Annotated in this window: 18 protein-coding genes and 1 riboswitch; of the genes, 6 read left to right on the top strand and 12 right to left on the bottom strand. The window is 75.9% G+C overall.

The genetic code is table 11. The features are described 5' to 3' along the window. Positions 1 to 66: 66 nt before the first annotated feature. On the bottom strand, positions 67 to 864 hold the full coding sequence (locus ACQPZ4_RS30060) for a phosphotransferase (protein WP_433042613.1): 798 nt from the start codon (positions 862 to 864) through the stop codon (positions 67 to 69). A 29-nt stretch (positions 865 to 893) separates the two neighbouring features. Between ACQPZ4_RS30060 and ACQPZ4_RS30055 the strand changes: the two genes are divergently transcribed. After that, a complete protein-coding gene (locus ACQPZ4_RS30055) occupies positions 894 to 1,793 on the top strand; it encodes a hypothetical protein (protein ID WP_433042610.1) in 900 nt (299 codons plus the stop codon). Here the strand turns inward: ACQPZ4_RS30055 and ACQPZ4_RS30050 are convergent. Together ACQPZ4_RS30050 and ACQPZ4_RS30045 are read right to left on the bottom strand one after the other, a co-directional pair. Further along, positions 1,772 to 2,221, bottom strand: coding sequence for a nitroreductase/quinone reductase family protein (locus ACQPZ4_RS30050; protein ID WP_433042607.1), 450 nt, complete (start codon positions 2,219 to 2,221; stop codon positions 1,772 to 1,774). The genes ACQPZ4_RS30055 and ACQPZ4_RS30050 overlap by 22 nt on opposite strands. A 46-nt stretch (positions 2,222 to 2,267) precedes the next feature. Further along, on the bottom strand, positions 2,268 to 2,861 hold the full coding sequence (locus ACQPZ4_RS30045; RefSeq protein WP_433042604.1) for a hypothetical protein: 594 nt from the start codon (positions 2,859 to 2,861) through the stop codon (positions 2,268 to 2,270). Between ACQPZ4_RS30045 and ACQPZ4_RS30040 the strand changes: the two genes are divergently transcribed. Beyond that, a complete protein-coding gene (locus ACQPZ4_RS30040; protein WP_433042601.1) occupies positions 2,860 to 3,168 on the top strand; it encodes a hypothetical protein in 309 nt (102 codons plus the stop codon). The two genes, ACQPZ4_RS30045 and ACQPZ4_RS30040, sit on opposite strands and share 2 nt — an antisense overlap. A gap of 108 nt (positions 3,169 to 3,276) precedes the next feature. Beyond that, positions 3,277 to 3,428: riboswitch (cyclic di-AMP (ydaO/yuaA leader) on the top strand. Positions 3,429 to 3,431: 3 nt separating this feature from the next. Beyond that, entirely contained in the window at positions 3,432 to 4,214 is a 783-nt protein-coding gene (locus tag ACQPZ4_RS30035) for a C39 family peptidase (RefSeq protein ID WP_433042598.1), read from the top strand. Here ACQPZ4_RS30035 and ACQPZ4_RS30030 read toward each other — a convergent pair. The 6 genes from ACQPZ4_RS30030 to ACQPZ4_RS30005 all read right to left on the bottom strand — a co-directional run bounded on the left by ACQPZ4_RS30030 (position 4,202) and on the right by ACQPZ4_RS30005 (position 12,295). Then, entirely contained in the window at positions 4,202 to 5,410 is a 1,209-nt protein-coding gene (locus tag ACQPZ4_RS30030; protein WP_433042595.1) for a phosphotransferase, read from the bottom strand. The two genes, ACQPZ4_RS30035 and ACQPZ4_RS30030, sit on opposite strands and share 13 nt — an antisense overlap. A gap of 88 nt (positions 5,411 to 5,498) precedes the next feature. Next, entirely contained in the window at positions 5,499 to 6,518 is a 1,020-nt protein-coding gene (locus ACQPZ4_RS30025) for an SDR family oxidoreductase (protein WP_433042592.1), read from the bottom strand. 78 nt (positions 6,519 to 6,596) lie between these two features. After that, complete coding sequence (locus ACQPZ4_RS30020) at positions 6,597 to 9,035, bottom strand: hypothetical protein (protein ID WP_433042589.1); 2,439 nt, start codon at positions 9,033 to 9,035, stop codon at positions 6,597 to 6,599. Then, positions 9,032 to 9,505 carry a hypothetical protein gene (locus ACQPZ4_RS30015; protein ID WP_433042586.1) on the bottom strand — a complete coding sequence of 158 codons (474 nt, stop codon included), beginning with the start codon at positions 9,503 to 9,505 and terminating at the stop codon, positions 9,032 to 9,034. The genes ACQPZ4_RS30020 and ACQPZ4_RS30015 overlap by 4 nt, the downstream gene beginning before the upstream one ends. Continuing rightward, complete coding sequence (locus ACQPZ4_RS30010; protein ID WP_433042583.1) at positions 9,502 to 10,656, bottom strand: CHAT domain-containing protein; 1,155 nt, start codon at positions 10,654 to 10,656, stop codon at positions 9,502 to 9,504. The genes ACQPZ4_RS30015 and ACQPZ4_RS30010 overlap by 4 nt, the downstream gene beginning before the upstream one ends. A gap of 211 nt (positions 10,657 to 10,867) precedes the next feature. Then, the gene (locus ACQPZ4_RS30005) at positions 10,868 to 12,295 is read right to left on the bottom strand and encodes a GAF domain-containing protein (protein ID WP_433042580.1); all 1,428 of its coding nucleotides are present in this window, start codon (positions 12,293 to 12,295) and stop codon (positions 10,868 to 10,870) included. Between the two features lie 379 nt (positions 12,296 to 12,674). Between ACQPZ4_RS30005 and ACQPZ4_RS30000 the strand changes: the two genes are divergently transcribed. Next, positions 12,675 to 14,807, top strand: a complete 2,133-nt coding sequence (locus tag ACQPZ4_RS30000) for a LuxR C-terminal-related transcriptional regulator (RefSeq protein WP_433042577.1) — start codon at positions 12,675 to 12,677, stop codon at positions 14,805 to 14,807. A 34-nt stretch (positions 14,808 to 14,841) separates the two neighbouring features. Continuing rightward, positions 14,842 to 15,714 (top strand): NAD(P)H-binding protein, encoded by an 873-nt coding sequence (locus tag ACQPZ4_RS29995; RefSeq protein WP_433042574.1) that lies wholly within the window; start codon positions 14,842 to 14,844, stop codon positions 15,712 to 15,714. Here ACQPZ4_RS29995 and ACQPZ4_RS29990 read toward each other — a convergent pair. Further along, entirely contained in the window at positions 15,689 to 16,234 is a 546-nt protein-coding gene (locus tag ACQPZ4_RS29990; RefSeq protein WP_433042571.1) for a TetR/AcrR family transcriptional regulator, read from the bottom strand. The two genes, ACQPZ4_RS29995 and ACQPZ4_RS29990, sit on opposite strands and share 26 nt — an antisense overlap. Before the next feature lie 63 nt (positions 16,235 to 16,297). Here ACQPZ4_RS29990 and ACQPZ4_RS29985 point away from each other — a divergent pair, with 63 nt between their 5' ends. Then, positions 16,298 to 16,702 carry a nuclear transport factor 2 family protein gene (locus tag ACQPZ4_RS29985; protein ID WP_433042568.1) on the top strand — a complete coding sequence of 135 codons (405 nt, stop codon included), beginning with the start codon at positions 16,298 to 16,300 and terminating at the stop codon, positions 16,700 to 16,702. Positions 16,703 to 16,715: 13 nt separating this feature from the next. On the opposite strand, the gene ACQPZ4_RS29980 is transcribed toward ACQPZ4_RS29985, so the two are convergent. Together ACQPZ4_RS29980 and ACQPZ4_RS29975 are read right to left on the bottom strand one after the other, a co-directional pair. Beyond that, positions 16,716 to 20,327 (bottom strand): hypothetical protein, encoded by a 3,612-nt coding sequence (locus tag ACQPZ4_RS29980; RefSeq protein ID WP_433042565.1) that lies wholly within the window; start codon positions 20,325 to 20,327, stop codon positions 16,716 to 16,718. Further along, the gene (locus ACQPZ4_RS29975) at positions 20,324 to 22,945 is read right to left on the bottom strand and encodes a hypothetical protein (protein ID WP_433042562.1); all 2,622 of its coding nucleotides are present in this window, start codon (positions 22,943 to 22,945) and stop codon (positions 20,324 to 20,326) included. The genes ACQPZ4_RS29980 and ACQPZ4_RS29975 overlap by 4 nt, the downstream gene beginning before the upstream one ends. Positions 22,946 to 22,974: the final 29 nt, after the last annotated feature.

The raw sequence follows: 22,974 nt of genomic DNA, 5'->3' as shown, positions 1-22,974 counted from the left end.
CGTCGAGATGCTGCCGTGCAGCGCCTCCCACCGCACATCGTGGGCGGCCGTCCACAGGCCGGCCGCCTACGCGACCTCCAGCTCCTCCGCCGCGAATCGCCGCCCGCGGAGGTCCTGGTAGGCCGTCAGGAACGCCTCGGAACTCTCGATCGGCGGCAGGGTCGCCGGTCCGACCTTCGGGAACACGCCGCTCGCCGCCCCCACCAGTGCCGCCTCCGGTTGCCAGGCCAGGCTGTCCCAGTCGTGCACGGCCCAGACCGCACCGTCCTGCCAGCGGAGGTTCTGCGCCTCGAAGTCGGCGTGGCCCAGCACGCACGGCAGGTCGGCGGCCAGCAGCCGTTGACGGACCCGGCGGGCCGTCTCGACGACCCACCCCGGTACGGCGCGCTGGTCCCGCCTGTCGAGGACGTCGATGCTCGGCCAGATGCCCGGATCCCCGTGATCCCAGCGCACCCAGCGGGGATTCGGCAGCGGAGCCGCCACGGTCACGTCGGCCAGCTCGGCCATCAGCCGGGCGAACACCCCCGCGTACCGCACCGCGACGTCCGGGGAGTCGCCGCGCAGCAGCACGCCGCCGGGGCGGAACTCCTCGGCGTGCACGGCCAGCCCGCCGACGCCGGCGGCGGGGGTCAGCGGCCGGGCGCACGGGAACCCGCGCTCCGCCAGCCGGAACTGCGCGGCCACGCACGAGGCGGCCCGGCCGTCGTCCGGCCGCAGCTTCACCACGACGTCCCGGCCGCCGGTCAGCCGCAGCCCGAACACCGACGAGACCGACCGCTGCTCGAACAGGACGGCGGCCGGCTCGTCGCCCAAGCGTTCCGCGCACCAGGCCGGCAGCCAGGCCGGCAGCTCATCCAGCGGCACGACAAGGACTCTGCCGTACGATCGGCGCCGTGCACACGACCGCCGCCGCCCCGATCGCCGTACCCGAGGTCTTTCCGCAGGTCGTGCCGTTCGCCAGGACGACGGTCCGGCTCCATCCCCGGGCCGGGGCGCCGACCGCCGGCCAGAGCTCCATGGGCGGCCCCCTCCTGTGGCCGACCGATGAGCCCTGGCCGATCTGCTCGGGCCCGGACCCGTACGACCACAGCGACATTGCGCCCGCCGCGGCCGACGTGCCGCTCGTGCCCGTCCTGCAGCTGTTCGCCGAGGACGTTCCAGAACTGCCGTTCCCCGCCGGTACGGACCTGCTGCAGGTCCTGTGGTGCCCGTTCGACCACATGCCGTGGTGTTCGCCGCGGCCCGAGCTGCGGTGGCGAAGCAGGGACCGGGTCGGCGAGCGGCTGGAGGAGATGCCCGCGCCGGATCAGGAGGCGGAGGACCGGCACCTGCCCGATTCGTGCGCGCTCGATCCCGAACGGGTGACCGAGTATCCGAGTCACGATCTGCCGCGCGAGGTCTGGTCGCAGATCGGCGACGCCGTCGCGCGCGTGCAGCGGGAGAGCGGCTGGCAGTACGACTGGGATCTGGCGGTTGCGCCCGGCACCAAGGTGGGCGGATATCCCGGCTGGACCCAGGTGCCGGACTGGCCGGAATGCGGCTGCGGCGCGACGATGGAGCATCTCCTCACGATCGCCGGCTGGGAGTTCGACCGGGGCGACGACAAGCGGTGGCTGCCGCTCGAGGACCGCCCGGCGATGGCCGGATGGGACTTCGACGCCGACGACGAGCATCCCTGGCGGCGGATCCAGAACCCGGCCGGGCTGATGCTCGGCGACGCCGGCGGGATCTACCTGTTCGTCTGCACCCGCTGCCCCGACCGGCCGTTCGACTACCGGTTCGACTGCTCCTGACCGGGCGCCGGCACGCCCTCCAGGACGATGACGGGGAAGATCCGGTCCGTGTTCCGCTCGTACGGCGAGGTGCCGTCCGACACCGTGCGGTACAACCGGTCGCGTTCCTCGCCGGCCAGGACGACCGCGCGGGCCGGATAGGCGTCGGCGCCGAGCTCGACCGTCACGGCCGGGTCGGCGCGCAGGTTGTGGTACCACGACGGGTGCCGCGGCGCGCCCGCCTTCGAGGCGACCACGAACACGCGATCCCGGTCGTCCACGCGGAAGCCGAGCGGCACGGTCGTGCGCCGGCCCGTGCGCGCGCCGGTCGTGGTGAGCAGCAGGATCGGGAACGGCGGCCGGCTCACCGTGCCCCGGTTGGCCCGGAACTCGGCGATGACGCCCTGGTTGTAGGTGCGGAACTCGTCGTCTGACGGTACGGCGGTCATGCCGTACTGACCGCCGAAGCACCCCAAAGGAATCGCGCCGGACGGATCAGGTGAAGTCCGGCTCGGCCTTGAAGCGGGGGTCGAGCCGGACGGTCGGCAGCAGCCGCCGCATGAGCCGGCGGGCGAGGGTCAGCGGGTGGCCGTCGAACTCGGCGTCGTACCGCGGGTCGTCCGCCCGGTGCGTCGGCAGGCCGTCGGTCAGGTCCGGTGCGAAGGGCGATGGCAGGAAGAAGTCGTCCGGCCCGAAGCGGGACGCGATCAGGGCCTCCCGGAATCCGGTCGAGCCGTACTCGGGCGCCTGCAGTTTCAGCACAGTGCTGCAGGTGGCCCGGGGGACCGTGCAGGAGGCGAGGAACACCTGCCCGTGCCCCTGCGGGTGGCGGATCTTCACGAGCTGGCGCACGGCCGGCACGCCGTCGACGAGTTCGACGTCGCAGTCGATCAGACCGGCGCCCGCGGCCGCGGTGTAGCGGGCGAGGGCCTCCTGCAACCGCGGCACCGGGGCGAGCGGCGCCGGCAGGTCCGGCGGCAGGTCGAAGTAGTGCAGGCTCAGCACGATGCCGTTGTCGTCCTGCCAGGCGAGTTCCTCCAGCGGCCGAAAACCGGTGAGGTCGAGCTGCGCGATCGGCGTCCCCGTCATGGCGGGCATTGTTGCCGATCTTCCGCCCGCACGCGAACCCCGACGGCGGCGGCGGTCGATCGGTGACGGCGTGGATCGACCGGCGTGGAACGAGCGACGCTCGGCGATCATCGGGCCGGACGGCGGCGAGCTGGCCGTCGTCGCCGATTCCGGCCAGGTCGCGACCGTCGTGCTCGATCGCGAAGCGCCCGCGTTTCACGTCGCACTCCAGCATGCCCGGCCGTGGCGGGCCGAGGCCAATCAGGGTGACATCTACCGCAGCCGGCGGGTCGAGGACGTGCGCAGCGGCGATCGCACCGGGTTGTGACCCATTTGTACGACCAGTGGGGTGGGGCTTGCGGGGTGGGCCGGTGGATGTACCCCTCGGTAACGTCCACATGCCCGTGCTGGTCGTTTGCCATTGCCACATGGCGCCGGCGCGGGCCCGTCGAGTCGCGATCGTTGCGAGCCGGGGAACCAGGTAGTTCCGGGGTGAATCCGTCGGCCTCCAGTACGCGGAGGTCGTGGTAGGGCGTGCTTCCCGTCCGAATCCGTCAGCTAACCCGGTAGGCGGTATCGGAAGGAGCCTTGATGCACCAACGCTTCACCGCACTGTTCCACCGGCCGGCCCACGCGCTGCGTGAACAAGCGCTGCCCGGGAAGGCCTTGCGCCGGCCTGTTCCGGCGGTACTCGGGGCGGCCTCGCTGATGGTCGTGTCCGTGGCGACCGCGGCGCTGTTCAACGCCGGCGGCAAGCCGGCCGCCGAGGCCCATCCCGTGGGTACCGCCGCGCTGAGCACCGCCACGCCGCCCGCCCAGCCCAAGCAAGAGGCGCCGGCCCCGGATCTGCTCGACACGGCGCCCGCCGCGAACACGGTCAACTTCGACTTCCAGTTCCAGCCCAACTTCTACTACTGCGGCCCGGCCTCGACCCGGATCGCGCTGACGTCGGTCGGCGCCGACCTGTCGCAGGACGACGTGGCCCGCCGGCTCGGCACCACGGTCAACGGCACCAACTCGGTCGCCGACGTGACCCGGGCCATGAACGGCGTGCTGGGCAAGCCGGTCTACGAGGCCCGCTTCATCAACGGCCAGAAGGCGTCGGCCGGCGAGGCGCGGCAGCTGCAGTACGACGCGGTCCGCGCGCTGAGCACCGGCCGGGCCCTGGTCGCCAACATCGTCGGCGGCGCCACGGACGAGTCCGGCACGTACCACGAGTTCTCCGGCGGGCACTACATCTCGCTGGTCGGGTACCGCGATCAGGGCCGTTCCGTGCTCATCGCCGACCCGTCGGGCATGTTCGGCCCGCGGACCTACTGGATGTCCACGGACTCCCTGGCCAACTGGGCCGCCAAGCGCGGCTACGTGGCCTGAACCACGGTTGTGGGAGGCGACCACCGCGAGTCGCCTCCCACCGCCGACATCGCCGTCAGCTCGTCGAACGTCGCGCGCGACGGCAGGTGCGTCAGCAGGTGCCGGACGTTGCGCTCGGCGAACCGCACGTCCTCGTCGCCCGTCGCGGCCAGCGCCAGGTCGATCTGGCCGGCGACGTAGTTCTGCAGAGCGGTGGCGGTACCGCGGAAGGAAAGCCCTGGAACGGCGCCGGCGCGCTCCCGGTAGCCGTCGAGCAGCGCCCGCACCGCGGCGGCGTTGATCCCGCCGTTCGGGTTCACCGCCCAGTTGACCAGCGCGGAGCTCAGCTCCCAGGCCGGTGGCAACCCGGCCGCATGCTCCCATCCGGTGACGACCAGCCGGCCCGAGGCCTTGCGGACGTTGCCGGGCGTGAGGTTGTTGTGGCAAAGGACGGGCTCGTCGATCGGCGCCGGGTCCTCGGCCACCGTTTGCAAATACCGCAGCGTCGGTACCGCCTGTGCCATCTCCGCCGCCCACCCGGCCCTCTGGTCCGCAGCCATCTCCGCCAGCTCGGACCAGCTGCGCGTCTCGAACCGCACGGAGCTCCACGGGCACAGCCCCGGCGGCGGCACGCGCAGCCCGTGGATCGTGGCCAGGACGCGGCCCACCGCACCGGCCACGTCCGCGCTCACCGGGGCGGCGAGCGGCGGGCCGGAGCGCAGCCAGGAGTACACCCGCCAGCTCTTGCCCCCGACCGCCTCGGTCACCCGGCCGCCGACGCTGCGTACCGGCGCGGGGAGCGTCACGCCGGCGAGCGCCGCGGCCTCCTGGAAGCGCGCGTTGTCCTCGCCGTCGGTGCGCGGGTAGACGTCGTCGACGGTCCGCGGCGCCCACCGGCCGCGGTCGGTCTCCAGTGACCAGCGGCGCCCCATCTCGTCGGGGCGTGCCATCGACCGCATCGGGGCGGTCACGGTGCCGAGCCCGAACGTGCCGGCGAGTTCCCGGGCGAGCTCCGGATCGGCCACCGAGCCGCCGTCCTGGCGGCGCTCCACCTCGGACTTGAGCTCCGCCCAGCCGCGGAACCCGTACTGCTCGGCGATGGAAGCCTGGGCCCCCGCCAGCGTCGCGCCGGGGTCGGTGTCGCGCAGGCCGGCCAGCAGGTCCTTGGCCTGGCGGCGCAGGTGGTCGAGGTTGGGGTGGTCGGGCAGCGTCTTCACGGCAGTACCTCCGGGCAGCGGTCGGCCAGAGAGGTTGGCTTCGAGCCTGCCGGCGGATCGCGGTGCGCACCCCACGCGCACGTCGAGCTTACTGCAGTCCGTGGGCGAGCAGGCTCTCCGCCGTCTCGGCGATCGTGTCGGCGATCGGGCGGGGCTTCCAGCCGAGCACGCGCTCGGCCTTGGCTCCGGTGGCGTCGAAGTCCCGGCCGAGCTGCGGGCGCAGCGCGCGCAGCGGCGGGCTGACCAGGCTCAGCGCCCGCGCGACGAGCAGCGGCATCTCGCGGTCCGACACCTTCGCCGCGCGCGGGCCGAGCCGGTCGCGCAGGATGCGGGCGACCTCGGCGACGCGCAGGCTGCGCCCGGCGACCGCGAGGAACCGCTCGCCGGCCGCGGCGGGATCGGTCATCGCGCGCAGGTGCAGGTCGGCCACGTCGCGCACGTCGACCCAGCCGGAGCCGAACGGCGGGCACGCGGGCAGCGAGCCGGTGAGCATGCCGCGGATCACGCGCAGCGACGGCGGGTCGTCGGGGCCGAGGACCGGCCCGAGGACCGCGCCGGGGTGCACGGCCGCGAGCTCCAGCGCACCGCCCTCGTCCTGGATGAACTGCCAGGCGGCCCGCTCCGCGAGGGTCTTCGAGCGCTGGTACGGCGCGATGTCCGCCTCGACGTCCGTCCAGTCCTGCTCGGTGAACGGCGTCGAGCGCGGCGCGTGCCCGTAGGCGATGGCGCCGAGCGCGCTGGTCAGCACCACCCGGCGGACCCCGGCGTCGCGGGCGGCCCGCAGCACCCGCAGCACGCCGTCGCGGGCCGCGGCGATCATGGCTTCCTCGCTCTCCGGCGCGTTGCGCAGCGTCGGGGAGGCGACGTGCAGCACGTACTCGCACCCGGCGACCGCCTCCGCCCACCCCTCGTCGCGCTGCAGGTCGGCCGCGACGACGCTCAGGCGCGCGTCGGCGAACTCGGCCGCGGCGTGCAGCTGCTGCCGCAGGGCGGGCTCGCGGCGCAGGTCGCGGACGGTGGTGCGGACGTCGTACCCGGCCTCGAGCAGGGCCAGCGCGCACCAGCCGCCGATGAACCCGGATCCGCCGGTGACCAGGACGGTTGTCATCCCACTACTCCTCGGGCAGGCGTTCTGGAGAACTCTCCAGATACGGTAGTGGAGAGCTCTCCGGATAGCAAGTGAGGGTCACCCGTCCAGGAGCTCGGCCGCCCGTTCGCGGGCCGCGGCGGCGCGGGCGGCGTCCTCCGGCCCGCCGCGGCGATCGAGCAGGTCGGCCAGGCCCAGCAGCAGCCGCACCCGCAGCGGCCCGATCGGCGCGGTCGTCGCCGCCTCGTCGAGCGCCGCGACCGCCTCGTCCAGCTCGGCCGCGCCGCCGCCGGTGAGCAGGGCGATGGCCAGGTTGTTGAGGATCGGCACGAGGTTGCGCGGGTCGCTGCGGCGGGCCGCGGCGGCCGCGCGGCGCAGCACGTCCGCCGCCTCGCCGGCCGTGCTGGGATCGGCCAGCAGCTCCATGCCCAGCGCGGCGAGGCGCTGGGCGGCGTTGGGGTCGGCGGGGGAGGCGGCGTCGGCGGCCGCCCGGCGCAGCGCCCCGGCCTCCGCGCGCGGGGCCGCGTCGCCGGTGCGGCGGTGCAGGTCGAGCAGCGCGTCGACGAGCCGGTCGGCCACCACGACGGCCCGTTCCGCCGGTACGTCCGGCATCCGCATGACGGCCCGCCAGTGCTCGATCGCGCGGCGCAGGTCGCCGAGGTCGCCGGTCCGCCCGTACCGGTGGTGGCGGGTCACCCCGGCGTTGAACCGCGCCTCGACCCGCCGCAGCAACGGCACCCCGCCGGCGTCGGCGAGGTCCGCGGCGGCCTCGTGATCGGCGATCGCGGCGGCGATGTCGGCCCCGTCGCCGCCCTGCAGGTACCGCACCGCGCGCTCCATCCCGCGCTGCTCCAGCCGCCCCAGGCCGTCCGGCTCGTCGAGGGACGGCTCGTCGAGGGACGGCTCGTCGAAGAGCGCCTCGTCGGGATTCGTGCGGCGCACCGGGAACGGCCCGATCGGGCGCGTCCCCGGCGTCGTGGCCGTCAGTGCCGCCGCGAACGTGTCGAGGTCCGCCACCGGATCGGTGCGGGCGTCCACATAGGACGGGTCGAGCTCGCGCATCCGTTCCCACAGCGCGCCGAGCTCCCGCCACGCCTGCGCGGTCAGCCGTACCGCGCGCTCCTGGTCGAGTGGATGCACGCCCACCTCGCCACGCCGGATCGAGGCGCGCAGGTCGGTCACCATGCGCTGGTACGCGGGCGGCAGCTGCGGGGTGAGCCGCACGTACCGCGCCCCGCGCAGCTGTTCGAGCAGCCCCATCTCGGCCCGCAACGGCTCCGCCTGCTCCGCGACCAGGGTCGGTGGCGGCGGGGCGGCCGCGAGCCAGTACGCCAGACCCGCCGCGCGATGCCGCTCCACCGCGGCGAGCGCGTCACCGTCCACATAGTACAGTGGGACCGCGAGACAGCGGTGCAGCGCCGTGAAGTCGCCGCGCCGCACCGCGTCGCCCAGGATCGCGCTCGCCGCGCCGGCCAGCTCCCGCCAGCGGTCCGGGTCGCCGCCCAGCAGCAGGTGGTCCAGGGCGGCCAGGCGCAGCTGGGACAGCGGCTCGTCCGCGCCCAGGATCGGGATGGCCGTGGCGAGCTCGAGGCCGAACGAGTCGACGAGGTCCGCCGCCGGCCCGGCACCGAAGTGCGCGACGAGCGCCCGCGCATAGGCCGCGCTGACGTCCAGGTGGTGCAGGACATTGTGCGTGTACCGCGCGTTGAGCAACGCGAAGAGCCGGTGGTGGCGCCGCAGGTCCAGCGGCGGGCGGTCCTTGAGCTCCAGCCAGACGTACTGCAGCAGCGGGTCGTCCCTGACCCACGCCATCGTGGTCGCGACGAGCTGCTGCAGCACGGTCAGCGGCGGCGTGTAATCGGGCGCCCGCGCCAGCAGGTCGGCCCGCGGCACGTCGCCGACCGTCCACAGCAGCGCCGCGACCTCGGCCCGCAGGTTCGGCCCGCCCGCCCGGCACGCCGCGCGCAGCTCCCAGGCCAGCCCGGCCACGTCCTCGTCGCGCCGCCGGGCGATCCCGAGGGCGGCTTCACGCAAACCCACGAGCCGCTCTTGTACCGCCGGTGCGTAGAACTCCCGCGCCCCCTCGTCGACGACGGCGCGGGCGCGGCCGACCACGAACTCGGCGGCGTGCACGGCGTCGGCGGCGAGCAGGGTGTGCGCGGCTCGTGCCGGTACCAGAAACCAACCCTCGTCGGGCGGGAACCGCAGCAGCGCCTCGCCCAGCCCGCCCGCCCACCCGGCGAGCGCGAACACCGACACGACCGCGGCCGCCACCGGCTCCCCGGGAACCCCGCCCAGCCCGGCCCAGTCCACCGCCGGCTCGCCGCCGCCCGCCTCCAGGTCCAGCCAGGCCTCGACGAGCTCGTCCCAGTCCAGCGGCGGCCGGGCGGCGACCGTGCGCAGCGGCGCGGCCTGCGGAAGCTCCCAGAACGCCGTGAGCGCCGCCGCGGTCGCCGGGGCCGGCCCGTTCGCGCGCCAGGTCACGAACGCGCGGTCGAACGAGCCGGCCACCGAGACCAGGTCGGCGACGAGGCTCACTTGCCCAGGAACGCGCGCAGCTGGGCCAGGGCGCCCGCGCGGGCCTCGTAGAACGAGACGTCGACCTTCCCGACCTTGATCCGCTTGACCTTCAGCGCCAGCACGAGCAGCGCGCCGCCGAGCAGCAGCCCGCCGTCGACGGCCATCATGCCCCGCCGGGCCTCGTACGCCGCCGCGACCTCGGCCGCCAGCTCCGGCTCGGCGGCGAGCGGCCGCAGCGCCGCCACCGCCAGCGCGCGGGCCCGGTCGCGGTCGCGCAGCAGCGCGGTGACCTCGTCGGGCTCGGTGTCGACGTCGGCGGCCCGCAGCTCGCCGGCCAGCTCGGCGCCGAGATGCCCGACCGGCATCAGCGGCACCTCGGCCGCCGCGGCGTCGTCGGCCAGGTCGGCGATCACGTGCCCGGCCGCCGCGACGAGCGTCGTCAGCTCGTCGTCGGACAGCTCGCCGAGCCGGTCCCACACATCGGTCATAGCCAGTCTCCTCGCACCGTGAACGCTCCGGTCAGGTCGGGCCGCTCGTCGCCCTGTTGCTCGTACAGCCGCCGCATCGCGTGCCGCGCGGCGAGCGCCTTGGGCCAGCCCCACCGCAGCCACGCCACGAAGAACGCGGACACCCACTCGCGGGTGGCGGCGAAGTCGGCGTCCCACAGCGCGGCGACCGCCGAGACCGCCCCGAGCCGCAGCGCCGTCTCGGCCAGGCTGGCCGGCTCGTCGCCCTCCAGCACCCGCCCCGCCCCGGCCGAGCAGGCCAGCAGCACGACGAGCTCGCTGCGCAGCTGCGCCGCGACCTCCAGCTCGGCCGCGGTGAGCAGCTCGAGCGGCTCCCCGCCGGTGCCCGCCCGCGGCACGTCGACCAGCGGCAGGTCCCGGAACGCGGCCGGCTGCCCGGGCGCGACGTCGATCCGCCACCAGCCGACGTCCCGCGGCTGGTGCAGCAGCAGCCCCGACATCCGGTGATCGGCCCGGTCGACCAGCCCGTGCGCGACGAGCAGCAGCACGTCCGGCTCGGTCGCGACCGCGTCCTTGACCGCCTGCCGGGTCAGCCCCGGCGCGTGCCGGTCGATGAGGTCCGTCCCGGCGAACATCTCGGCCAGCATCAGCGGAATGGCGCGGAACATCCCGTCCCGCCCGGTCAGCAGGTCGACGCCGCCGGCCGCGAGGGTCCGCTCCGGCGGGGCGGGCGGCGGCCAGGCGGCCGGATCGCCGCGCCGCGCCGGGTTGCGCGCCGCGCACCGGGTGAACAACGACATCGAGCTGGCGTACGCGAGCCCGGCCCGGCACCCGAGCGGCCGGCCGTCGTCGGCGCGGACCAGGTGCAGGGGCACGTCGTGCAGGAGCGCGTGCGGTACCACCACGAGCACGTCGGGAGGCTCGGCGAGCACCGGCGCCGGCAGCAGCGCCCGCCCCCACTCGCCGAACGCCCGCAGCCGCGGCACCCGCCCGCGCGCCAGGGCCATCCCGTCCTCGACCTCGGCGCGCAGCCCGTCCAGCCCGGGCAGCACCTCGCTCAGGGCCGCCAGCTCATGGCGGGCGCGCCCGCCGTCCGGCGCGAGGTACGTGGCGCCGATCCGATCCCGGCCGACCTGATAGACGAGGGCGCCGACGCGCAGCCCTGCGGACACCCCGCCATTGTGCACCGTGCTGCCACGATCGGTGTGCGCGGATCGTCCGCGCCGCCCTGCCGCAGCTCATCACCGGCTTCGGTGCCTGCACCGCGGATGCTGCGGTTCCTGGACGCCGGTCTTTACCGTGGCCGCTCGCCGGCGCTGTTCGCCGTGATCCGGCCGTTCACGACTGGGTCTGCGCGGCATCCGGCCGCCGCGGCTCGGGCGGTCAGACGCCGAGGTCGCTGAGCAGGCGGTGGGCGTGGCGGCGGGCGCCGACCACGGCGCCGATCGGGGCCGCGGGCGCGGCGGCGGGATGGCGGGCGGCCACGTCGGCCGCGCTCAGCAGCAGGTTGACGGTGAACGGCTCGACGATGTCGGCGTCCACGACCCGCTGCATCACGGCGGCGCGGGCGGCGGCGTCGGGCGCGGCGAAGGCCAGGGCGGCCAGGTCGAGGCCCGCGAGGTACAGCCCGGCGTGGGTGAAACCGGTCAGCGCGAGCTGCCGCGACGGCCGCCGGACGATGTCGCGCAGGGTCAGCCGGCCGTGGGCGAACGTCCGGTCGTGCTCGCACCGGTGCAGCAGCGCGCCGATGCGGTCCGCCTCGTCCGCGCTCAGGTGCCCGGCCCGCCGGTGCCGGGCGATCCAGGCGGGGTAGTCGACCGTCCAGCTCGGCAGCTCGGACGGGTCCGGGTGCCACGTCGACAGCAGCGCCGCGTGATGGAGCACCTCGGCCCACTCGCCGGGCGGTACGGCGGGGACGTGGCCCGGATGGCGCTGCAGCGGCTCGCCGGCCGGGCGGGTGACGATGAGGGTGTGGGCGTCGTTCCAGCGGTGCTCCTCCACCGGCAGCCGCGGCGGGTTGCGGCAGAACGCCTGGGCGACGCGCACCCGGCGCTGGAACCGGCGTACCGCGGCCGGGTGGTCCGCCGTCCGCACGACGACCGTGACCGGCTCGCCGTGCCAGCGCCCGGTCACGGCCAGCCCGGCGGCGGTGTGCCGGGCGCAGGGCCGGCGGTCCAGGACGAGCGCGGGCGTGCGGGCCGCGGGCGTCCAGAGCACCCGGTCGCCGTCCGGCTCGGCCAGGCGACGGGCCACCGGCGCGGGCGGCGCGGGCGGCGCGAGTGGCCGGGGCGCGGGCAGCGTGGCGGTGCGGCGCGAGGTGAGCATGCGGCTGCACCGGGCGGCGATGCGGCCCAGCGCCGCGAGATCCTCGCCGGTCCACGGCCGCGGCGCGACGTCGATGGCGCAGAGCGCGCCCAGGACGTGGCCGTCGCGGTCGTGCACCGGGACGCCGGCGTAGGCGACGACACCGAGGTCGCGGATCGCCTCGCTGGTGTGCAGCACCGGATCGCGGCGGACGTCGGCCAGCGCGAGCGGGGCGCCGGCGCCGACGACGTACTGGCAGACGGAATGGGTCAGCGGCGTCTCGCGCCGGTGCTGCCACGGTTCGGGCAGGCCGACGGCGCCGGGGAGGATCTGGCGGTACCGTTCCACGAGGACCAGCAGCGCCACCGGGACGCCCAGGGCGCGGCCGGCCAGCTGCACGAGCCGGTCGCACCACTGCACGGGCTGTGCGCCCAGGCCGGTCCTGGCCACCGCGTGCAGCCTGGCCTCGTCCCGGATCGCCGCCGCGCTGGTGAGCACGTCGATCACGGCACCTCCTGCCGGCCGGGTCGCGGCGCATGCGGAGTGTTTGGCATCCATCAGTTGTAATGGGATCGGGCACACGCTGTCATCCGCCGTTTAGCTGCCATACCGGCACGAACCGGGCACCGGCCGGGCAGCGTTCAGGCGTGCCGTACCCGTCCGGCCGGCTTCCACACTCTTCAGGTCTCGGCTGTTCAGACCGTCTCCGCCGCCGTCCAGCTATTGATCGTCACCGATCGGACGGGAGTGCCGCCGATCGATCCCGGCGACCGCCCGTCGTTTGGCAGGGTTGGATCCTCGACGTGACCGCCCGTCCTCCCCGCTCGTGACCTGCGGCAGGTCCGTCACCGGCCGAGGGAAGGACCAGGGCGATGGACCGCCGCTCGTGACGGCAGCGTGGCCGCCGCGCGCCGCGCTGCCCCGGCCGCGGCTGCTGGGCCTGCTGGACGCGGTCGGCGCGCCGGCGGTGGCCGTGGTCGGCGGCCCGGCGGGCGCGGGCAAGACCACGGTCCTGCTCGACTGGCTCGCGCACCTGCCGGACACCTGCCGCACGGTCCACGTCGCGCTCGACGGCTCCGGTACCGCACGACTGCGCACCTCGGCCGCCCTCGACCTCGATCCCGGAGCCGGGCTGAGCCTGTCGTCGGCGGCCGCGCTGCTCGAACGGGCCGCCGGCGCGCACCTGCTGGACGGCGCGACGGTGGTCCTCGACGGCCTCGACGCCGGTGCCGGCGCCCGGGTCCGGCGCCGGCTGCTGCGCGCGGTGGCCCCGGCCCGCTCGCACGGCCGGCTGATCCTGGCCGGGCGGACCCTGCCCCGCGCCGCCGAGCTGGAGCGGTTCGAACCCCGGGGCCGGACCGTGATCACGGCCGCCGATCTCCGGCTGACCAGCGCCGAGACCGCGGAGCTGGGCCGGCAGCGGGGGCTGCGGCTGCTCCCGGCCGAGCTGCGCCGCCTGTACGCGATCACCGGCGGCTGGGCGGCCGGCGTCGCGGTGGCCATCGAGATCCTGCTCCGCGACCCGTACGACACCCGGCACGCCCTCGACGACGTCCTGCGCACCGGCGCCGGCCTGGACGCCTACCTCGACCGCGACGTGCTGGCGGACCTCCCCGCCGAGGCCCGGGCCGCGACCAGGGCGGCGGGCATCCTCACCTCGTGCAACGCCGAGCTGTTCGGCGCGGTGACCGGCCGGAGGGACGGGGCGGCCGTGCTCGACGCGCTGGCCCGGCAGGGCCGGCTGATCCCGCTCGGCGCCGGCACCGGATGGTTCGTGATGCCCCGGCTGTGGCGGGCCGCCCTGCACCACGGGATGCTCGTGGACGCGCCCGACCGGCTCGCGGGCCTGCATCTGGCCGCCGCGCGCTGGTACGCCGGTCACGGCCGGCCCGCGGAGGCCCGCCGGCACGTCGCGGCCACCGGCGGGGCTTCGCCGGCCCGCCCGGGACCGCCGCCCGATCCGCCGCCGGGCGGCGCCGCGCTCGGCCGGGCCTGGCTCGCCCTGCAGGCCGGCGACCCGGTCGCGGCGATGGGGCTCCTGGCCGCCGCTGCGCTAGCCGCCGCCGCCCAGGCCGCCGCGCAACCGTCGGCGGCGCGCATCCGGGCCCTCGCCGAGTGCCAGCTCGGCCGGTTGGGCGCCGCGGCCCGCACCGCCGCCGCGGTGCGGGCCGACCTGCACGGCGCCGGCGTGGCCGACTCGCCGGAGGAGGCCTGGGCGCTGCTCGCGCTGGCCGCCGTCGCGGTCCTGCAGGGCCGGCCGGCCCGGGCCCACGCCCTGCTGGACGACCTGCTCGTGCAGCACTGGCCGGCCCACCCGGACCTGTACGCCGGCGAGGCCTTCCACCGCCTGCTCGCCGACTACCACCACGGCCGGGTCGCCGCCGCGCTCGCCGCCCTCGAGGCGCTCATCGCCGAGGACGCCGACCCGCTCATCGTCCCGGCCTGGGCGCCGCGCGCGGCCCGCATCGAGCTCCTGCTGGCCCACGGCCGGCCCGGCGACGCCCGGCGCCGGCTGGACGACGACGCCGGCCGGTTCCCGCCGATCGTCGCCGCGCTCGCCACGGCCAGGGCCGCCGTCGCCGATCCGCGGGCCCGCGACCGTGACCGCACCGTCGAGCGCGTGCTCGAGCCGTTCCTGGAGCTCGAGGCGCCGGCGCTGCCGCACGCCGTGGAGGCGTACCTCCTGCTGGCCACCGCCGCCCGCCGCGCCGGCGACGACGGCCGCGCCCGCCGGTGCCACCACGCCGCCGTGACGCTCGCCGCGCCGGAGTCGCTGCGCAGCCCGTTCATCCGGCTGGCCCACATCGCCGACGACGCGCCCGGCCCTGTGCTGACCGACGCCGAGATCAGCGTGCTGCGCCTGCTGGTCGGGTTCCTCACGGTCGCCGAGATCGCCGACCTGCTGCACCTGTCCGCGAACACCGTCAAGACCCACATCGCCGCCATCTACCACAAGCTCGGCGTCCACCGCCGCCGCGACGCCGTGCGCCAGGCCCGGCAGCGCAACCTGCTGCCGTAGCTTGAGGGGGCGGCCCGTGGGTACGACGAAGGGCATGACGATCGCGGTCACAACCCCGAACGGCAATGTCGGCGCGCACGTGGTCCGGATGCTGTGCCAGGCGGGCGAACGGCCCCGCCTGCTGCTGCGCCATCCGGACCGGCTCGACCCGGCGCTGCGCGAGCTCGTGGACCTGGCGGTGGGCGACCAGCGCGACGCCGCATACGTGGCCGAGGCGACGAGCGGTGTCGACGCGCTGTTCTGGGTACACCCGGACGACTGGACGCTGCCGGATCCCGATGCGGACGCCGAGGACACCGCCGCCGGCCTGGCCGAGGCGATGCGCCGCAACCGCATCCCGCGCGTGGTCTTCCAGAGCAGCATCGGCGCCGAACTGCGCGGCGGGGCCGGCTTCATCGACGGCCTGGCCCGCATCGAGCAGCGCCTGGACGCGGCCCGGGCCGACACCGGCGCGGCGCTGCTGCACCTGCGCTGCGGGTACTTCATGACGAACCTGCTCATGGACCTCGACGGTCTGCGCGCCGGAACGCTGAGCACGACCCGCGACCTGGACGAGCCGATGCCGTGGGTCGACCCGCGCGACATCGCCGCGGTGGCCGCGGGCCGCCTGCTGAGCACCGCGTGGGCGGGCCGGCAGGTCCAGGCGGTGCACGGCCCGGCCGACCTGACCTGGCCGCAGGCCGCCGCCGCGCTGTCGGAAGCGACCGGCACGACCATCGAGGCGGCCCGGATCAGCCCCGACGACCAGCGCAAGGCCCTGCGCGGCGCGGGGTTGAGCGAGGTTGCGGTCGAGGGCATCGTCGGCATGTCGGCCGCCTTCACCCCGGAACAGCCGCGCTCGTACGCCACGACGACCCCGAGCACCCTCGCCGGCTGGGCCGTCACCCACCTCCGGCCGGCGCTGTAGCCGCGCCGAGCCCGGCGAACACGATCGCGAGCGTCCGTTCCTGCAGCCGCTCGTCCCAGCCGCCGTGCAGGGCGCCCTGGCACACGCCGGTGAGCAGCGCCATCACTTCGGGCCGCCGTATCGTACCGGCGACCGTTCCGGTGTTTTGCGCTTCTGACAGCAGCCGCCCCACCGCCTCTTCGAGCCGGGCCACCAGGTCCGGGAGCCGCGCGTCCAGCAGGTCCACGACGGTCTTCCTGGCCGCCGCCTGGGCCACCAGGTGCCGGAAGAACGCGAACAGGTCCTGCCGCCCCGCGTCCTCGATCAGCTGGGCCAGGAGCCGCTTCATGATCGCCGTGAGCAGGTCGTCCTTGGTGGGGAAGTGGCGGAAGACGGTACCGATGGCGACGCCGGCCCGCCGGGCCACCTCCTCGGTCGACGCGCGCGGCCCGTGCTCGGCGAACACCGCCTCGGCGGCGTCCAGGATGCGCGCCCGGTTGCGCTGTGCGTCGGCCCGCAGCGGTGGCTGCCCCTCTAGCAAGATGAGTCTCCACTCATTATTCTCGGTGCAAGTCGAGCCACGACTCATTATCCAGGAGGCGGCATGACCCCGCACGAGCTGTTCGACCGCATGCGCACCAACTGGCTCGCGAACGCGCCGACCTACGACGCCGACTCGCTCGCCGAGGACGTGGTGCTGGAGATGCCGTTCGCCGCGCCCGGCCGCCCGACCCGCCTGGAGGGCCGGCAGCGGGTCCTCGACTTCACGCGGGCGGGCCGGGAGGCGTTCCCGGTCCGCTTCGACGACTGCCGCAACGTCGTCGTCCACGAGACGGCCGACCCCGACGTGATCGTGGTCGAGTACGAGCTGGCCGGCACCCACACCACCACCGGCGCGACCGCGTCGGCGCCGTTCGTCGGGGTGCTCAGGGCCCGGGACGGCAAACTGGCGGGCTGGCGCGAGTACCAGCACACCCTCGCCATCGCCCATGCGGTCGGCCGGGCCTGACCGCCCGCCCGGCTCAGCCGGCACCCTCGCTGTGCAGGCGCAGCCAGCCTGTGCGTACCGCCGGCGGGGTGCCGGGGAAGCGGGCGACGTCGTCGGCCGGTGCGATGTCGTAGGCCGTGACGCCGCCGCTGGGGTCCGGTTCGGCCCAGGACCACACGCCGCCGACCTGTGGTGGCCTGGGCAGCGCGATCGTGGGGGAGCCGGCGGGCGCGGCCGGCGGCCGCAGCTCGCTCAGCAGCGGGCCGAAGCGGACGGTCAGGGCCATCGCCGCCATCGCGTCGGCGATCAGGCGCTGGGGCAGGCGCAGGGTCTGCACCGGCAGGATGTCGGTGACCAGGTGGACCGGCAGGTGCGGGTCCATCAGCAGGGTGAGGTCGGTGCGGGCCGCCTCGTCGAAGCGGATGGCCGGGAACGTGCCCGGGGCGATCGGCTGGACGTAGCCGGTGGCCAGGTCGCGCGGGCGGTAGGCGGCCCGGAACTGGGCGCCGCTCAGGTAACCGATCAGGCCGTCGCCGCGGAGGGCGGCGTCGCCGACGCGGACCGGGAACGGGTGGTCGGGCACGGTCGACGGGACGGGCGCGAACGTGTGCGGCCACCGCGGGTCGGTGCGCGGCGGCCGGCCGGGCGTTCCGCGCAGCGCGGCGCAGACCAGGGCGAGCGGGCGGCCCGCGAGCGCCGCCAGGTACGTCTCGTCGCCGCCGCCCGGCGGGTCGATGGTCCACAGGGTGGTGTCGATCGTGCGCAGCAGGTCCGCGAAGGCCGCCGGGCCGGCCGTCACCAGGTCGCCGAGGAAACCGGCGAGGACCGGGAACGGGTCGGCGAGGGCGGCGAGGGAGCCGGCGGCGGAGCCGGGCGCGGGCAGCCAGGAGAGCCGCGGCCCGGCCGGCCCGGCCGTCTCGGTCAGCTCGCCCAGCGCGGCCCCGTCCGGGGCGTAGCAGGCGAGGGCCTCGTCGAGCGGGCTCGGTACGATCCAGGCACACACCAGATCCGCCGCCGAGCCCGGGTCGTGGTCGCCCGGCGCGGTGCCGGGGCCGCCGGGCGTCCAGCTGACGTCGAGCCGGGCCGGTTCCAGCAGCCGCGGCGGCAGTTGAGCGAAGCGCGGGCCAAGGGGCTGCTGGGGGACGAGTCCCGCGGCGAGCACCGGGGCGTCGAAGACGTCGACGCGCTGCCCGAACCGGTCGACGACGCTGACCCGCAGGAACGTGAACTGACCGGCCCGCAGCTGCTGGAACCCGCCCGGCTGGTCCGCCATCGGCATCGCGATCGCCCCGCCGCCGATCAGGTCCGCGATCGTGAGGTCCGGCGGCAGGACGACGCCGGTGGCGTCGGGGGCGCGCAGGCTCGCCGGGTCGCGCAGGGCCAGCTGCTCGTTGAAGCCGCTCAGTGCCTGGGAGAGCAGGTCCCAGGAGTCGACGGCGGCCGCGAACGACGACAGCGCGGCCGCCGTCGGCTCCGGCAGCGTGGTCAGGTACGTGTCCAAGCGGGCCTTGAAACCGGCCGACGGCTGCGGGGTCAGCAGGCTGCGGCCGCTGAGCACCACCGGCGTGCCCGGGACCTGACCTGGCTGCGGCCCGGGATAGGCCCAGGCGGTCGGCCAGCTCGCGCGGTACGCGCTCCCGTCGAAGCTCCACAGGCCCGGCGGGAGCGGGTGGTAGCTGACCTGCCACTCCAGGAACAGCGGGGCCCAGGGCTGGGTCCAGCGCTGCGGCAGGATCGCCGGCAGCGGCCCCGCCGTGCCCTCCCCGCTCGCCATCAGCCGTCCGGCCGCGACGGCCAGTTCGGCCTCGGCCGCCGGCTGCCCGGCCTCGCGGGCCGCGACAGCGGCGACCGCGCCGGCGTGCACCGGGTCGAGCAGGTACGTCTCCATCTGCAGGGCGACGAACGCGGACACCACCGTGCCGGCGATCCCGGACATGACGGGGAACGACGCGACCGCCGGCGGGGTCGGGAGCATGTTCACGGTCACCAGGACGTCGATGCCCGGCGGCGCGATCGTGCCGTCCGGGAACCGCCCGTCCGGCCCGGCCGGTTCCCCCTCGGCGGACCGGACGGCCAGCGGCAGGGACAGCGTGCCGACCGTGGCCGTGCGGCAGGGCAGCAACCCGCGCGGGTCGGCCCCGAGGTGCTCGTCGAACGTGCCGGCGCGGACGCCCGCGATCGCCACGACCGGGTCTTCCGCGATGCGGAACGCGGGCAGCTCGGCGCGCTTGAGGACGGTTCCCGTGGGCAGCGGGTGCCGCGCGGTGTAGGCGTCGATCGCGGCGGCCAGCTCCTGCGCCGTGGCACCCCACGGCATCCGGGTCCGCGCCTGCTCGACCTGCCGGCGCAGCGCGGCGACGCGCCCGGCCAGGCTCTGCGGCCGGGCCGGGTCGAGTTCGGCGGCGAACTGCGCGTCGGTCAGGTCCGGGGGAGGGGTCGGCGCGGCGTTGCGGCGGCCGCGTTTCCACCACAGCTCGTACAGGTCGCGCTGGAGTGCCCCCAGCCGGCGCGCGGCCTGATCGTGGGCGCGCTGGACCTCGTTCAGCCCGGCGAGCCAGTCCGGGTCGGCGGGCGGGCGTCCGGTGCCGGGCGCCGCCCCGTCGTCACCGCCCTGCGCCGGTACCACCTGCCACACCGACCCGCCGGGCCGCGCTCCGAACCAGGCGTCGTGGATGCGGGCGCCGAGCTGCGCCGGGCCGTCCGGCTCGTCGAGGGTGTGCAGCAGGTCGTACTGGAACGCCTCGAGCAGGTCCGGATCGAACCCGGATCCGGGCCGGTCGGCGGCGCGCAGCAGCGCGGTGACGGCGTCGATGGTGGTGTTGCCGACGGCGATCGCGGCCGCCTCCGGCCGGGCGGCGACGGCCGTGCGCGAGTAGGTCAGGGCGCGGATCGCCCCGTGGCAGACCGTCGTGTCGGCCTCGCACCCGGGCGGCGCGGACCAGCCGAGCTCGGCGAGCCGGGCGGCGAGGCCGGCGGCCTGCCGCGCGGGCGCGAGCACGTCGGCGGCGGGGTCCGCGTACCAGCCGATGACCTGATAGGACAGGATCGTGCCGTCCTCGACGTCGTCCGCCGGGTCGTGCAGGGAGAACACCCCGGCGGCATGCGGCTGGTACGCCGCGAAGGCGATGTTTCCGGGTGCCACCGCGGTGAGGAACGGGGCCCGGCGGGTGCGCGGCTCGCGCCAGGCGGCGAGGGAGTGCACGCGGCCGATCCGGGTCGGGGTCGGCGTCGGTGCCTCCGGGTCGAGGTACGGCGACGCCCCGTCGGGGCCGAGGTAGTCGCTCTCGACGACCCAGCCGCGGGTCCGGTCCGCGACGCCGGGCGGCTGGTCCGGGCGGGTCGCGATCCGGGTCACCAGCCACCGGTCCGGCGCCGGCGGATAGGTCGTCGTGCCGTCCGCCGGGTCGTGCCGCCCGGTGCGCAGCGCGGCGGGCAGCACCCACTGGAGGTGGACGCCGTCGCGGTCGGGGCGGGCGGCCCAGCCGGCGTCGGTCTCCGCGAAGGGCCGGGGCTCGGGCGAACCGAAGCCGGGCAGCTGGGCGTAGTCCATGTCCCAGCGGGTGAAACCCTGGGCCCGCACGCCCGGGTTGACGAGGAGCGCCTGAAGCTGAACGGGTACCAACAGCGCAACGGACACAGCGCTCACGCCTTCCCGCTGTTCGAGGTGGTGTGCAGGGTGAGCCGATGTGCCGCGGCGAGCATCTCGGTGGCGAACAACGCAGATCCCATCGGTACCGCGGTGCCGGGCATCGCCTCCCGCAGCCGTCCGTGGACGGCCTCGGCGAGATCCTGCACCCGGACGACGGAGGCGTCGGCGGCCCGGGTGAAGGCGGTGCGCAGGCCGGGCTGACCGGGCGCCGGGAACCGGGTGCCGAGCTCGGTGCCGTCGGGCCGGCGCAGGACCACCCCGTCGTCGGCGTCGAAGGCGAAGTGCAGGCCGTGCCAGGGCTCGGTGAGCGTCACCGTGTCCGGCACGCCGTCGAACAGCGCGAGCAGGATCGTGTCGGCGAGCCGGTCCAGGCGCAGGAGCGGCACCGGCTCGCCGCCGGCGCGGCCCTCGACGGCGAGGCCGGGCCATCCGGCGATCACGGCCGAGCGCAGCAGCAGTCCCGCGCGCCGCTGGGGCGAGCCGGCCGCACCGGCCGCTGCGGAGGCTGCGGCCGCTGCGGAGGCGCCCATCCCGGCGGGTGCGGCGCCACCGGTGGGCACCCGCAGATCCGGGCGGCCCCGGTCGGCCGCGCGCACCGCGCCGACCTTCGCGGCGACGAGTTCGACCAGCGGCCGGCTGATCGCCTGGTGCAGTTCCAGGTCGCGGCTGCCCTCGACGCCGATGCTCAGCGCCCCGTCGATCAGCGCCGCGATCCAGCCGCTGTCGAGGTAGAAGAAGCGCAGCGACTCGACCGGCAGCATGCGCTCGTCCGGGATCAGATGGTGGAACGGGACCCGGTGCAGCAGCGCGAGCTCGGCCAGCCAGCCGATGGCCGTGTCGGTGGCCGGGCCGCGGGCGTGCTCGGCCAGCAGCTGCTGGACGTCCGCGCGGGAGAGGAGATCCTTCAACTGCTCGACCGGATCGAACCCGCCGCCGCGCCCCGGCCGGCGCGGGACGTACCCGCCCGGCAGGTCCGGCTCCGGCGGCCGCGGTGGCACGACCTCCGCCGCCTCGTTCGCCGCCTCGGCGGGCGGCGCCGCCGCGTCGCCGTAGCTGCCGTCGATGCCGTCCGCGGCGCCCTCGAGGTACAGCGCGGGGAGCGGCAGTCCGAGCGCCGCGACGGCCGCCGCGGCGGGCAGCTGCGCCGCGGGTGCCGCGGGCACGGCGGGTGCGCTGGACAGCGTCGCGTTCAGCCGATCGCCCATGCCGCCGGTCAGCAGGCTCGCGAACACGTCGCGGCTGCGGACGGCGAGCAGGTCCGCGGCGGCCACCGGCGGTGCCGCCGACGGTGGTGTCGCCGGTGGTGTCGCCGGTGGTGGTGTCGCCGGTGGTGTCGCCGGTGGTGGTGCCGCCGGCGGTGTCGGGGCGGGCGGCGAGGCCGGCGCGAGATCGGCGAACAACGGCGAACCGGCCCGCGCCTGGAGGGTACCCACGATCTGGAACGCGGCGCGGCGGGCGTTGACCATGGCCACCGCGAACCCCCGGTCCGCCAGCGCCGCGAGCCGCCCCGCCTCGAACGCCGCGGCGTAGGACACGTCGAAGACGCCCTCGGACTGCGAGTAGATGGTCACCTCGGCGGCGGTCGCATAGTGCGGCGTCCCGTCGACCGGTCCGGGCAGCGCCGGCGCGGGGTACGGCGTGAACGGCCCCCGGTACCAGGCGAAGGTTCGCTCCCCGGTCGGCAGCCGGTAGTCCAGGGCCGCGTAGCCCTGCCGGAGCCGGCTCAGGGCCGCGGACGGCGCCGCATCCGCCGGCACCGGAATCAGCGGCAGCAACGCGGTGGGCCCGGCCGGGGCCAGACCGGCCAGCAGCCGCCCGATGTCGCCACCGGCGGCGGGGTTCGACGTGAACGTCCAGGAGGCGAGCACGGCCAGCCGCAGCCGGACGTCCGCGCCGTCCGCGGGAGTGCCGCCGGCACCCGGCAGGTAGGCGGCGAGCCCCTCGAGGGAGACCAGGCAAGCGAGGTTGGCCGAACCGCCGGCCGGCAGGCGGTTGGCCACGACGACGGCGTGCCAGCCGTCGCGGGCCGCCTGGCCGGCCGCGCGCGACGCGGTGTCGGTACGCCGCACGTGCGCCAGCAGCCGCGCCTCCCCGGCCGTGGGTGCGATCGCGGTGAAGCGCTGCCGGGGCAGGGTCAGGCTGGTCATCTCCGTGGCGAGCACCTGCGCGGACAGGCCGTCCGCGGCGATCGCCGGTGGGCGCACCGCCGGGTCGGACCGGTCCAGGAACTGCGCGACGGTACCGCTGTGCAGCGCCGGGCCGGACCCCAGTTCGTCCGCCCGCAGCACCAGCAGTGCCAGCCAGGGCGCGTCCGGGTCGTCGCCGAGCCGGCGCTCCCAGGGCAGGGTGCGCCGGTTGAGCACGACCGAGGGCAGCGTGGCGCCGAAGTCGCCGGAGTTGTTCGCGGGCGGGTACACCTCGCCGACGTCGCCGGCGTCGAGCACGAATCGCGGGGCGTCGACGGTGAAGGACTGGGTCCGCGGCCCGAAGTAGGCGCCGGTGGGCACATCGTCGATGCGCTGCACGGCGGTCAGCTCGTAGGTCCCCGCCTCCAGGCCGGGGCGGAACCCGTCGTAGAACTGCACAGCGCCTGGCGGCAGCGTCGGCTCGCTCATCGACTTTTCCTCTCCAGCTGGTACCGCCC

Origin of the sequence: Dactylosporangium sp. CS-033363 (assembly GCF_050942475.1) — a bacterium.
Lineage (GTDB): Bacteria > Actinomycetota > Actinomycetes > Mycobacteriales > Micromonosporaceae > Dactylosporangium.
Note: the sequence above shows the minus strand (reverse complement) of the source record. Positions and strands in the feature narration are given on the sequence as shown.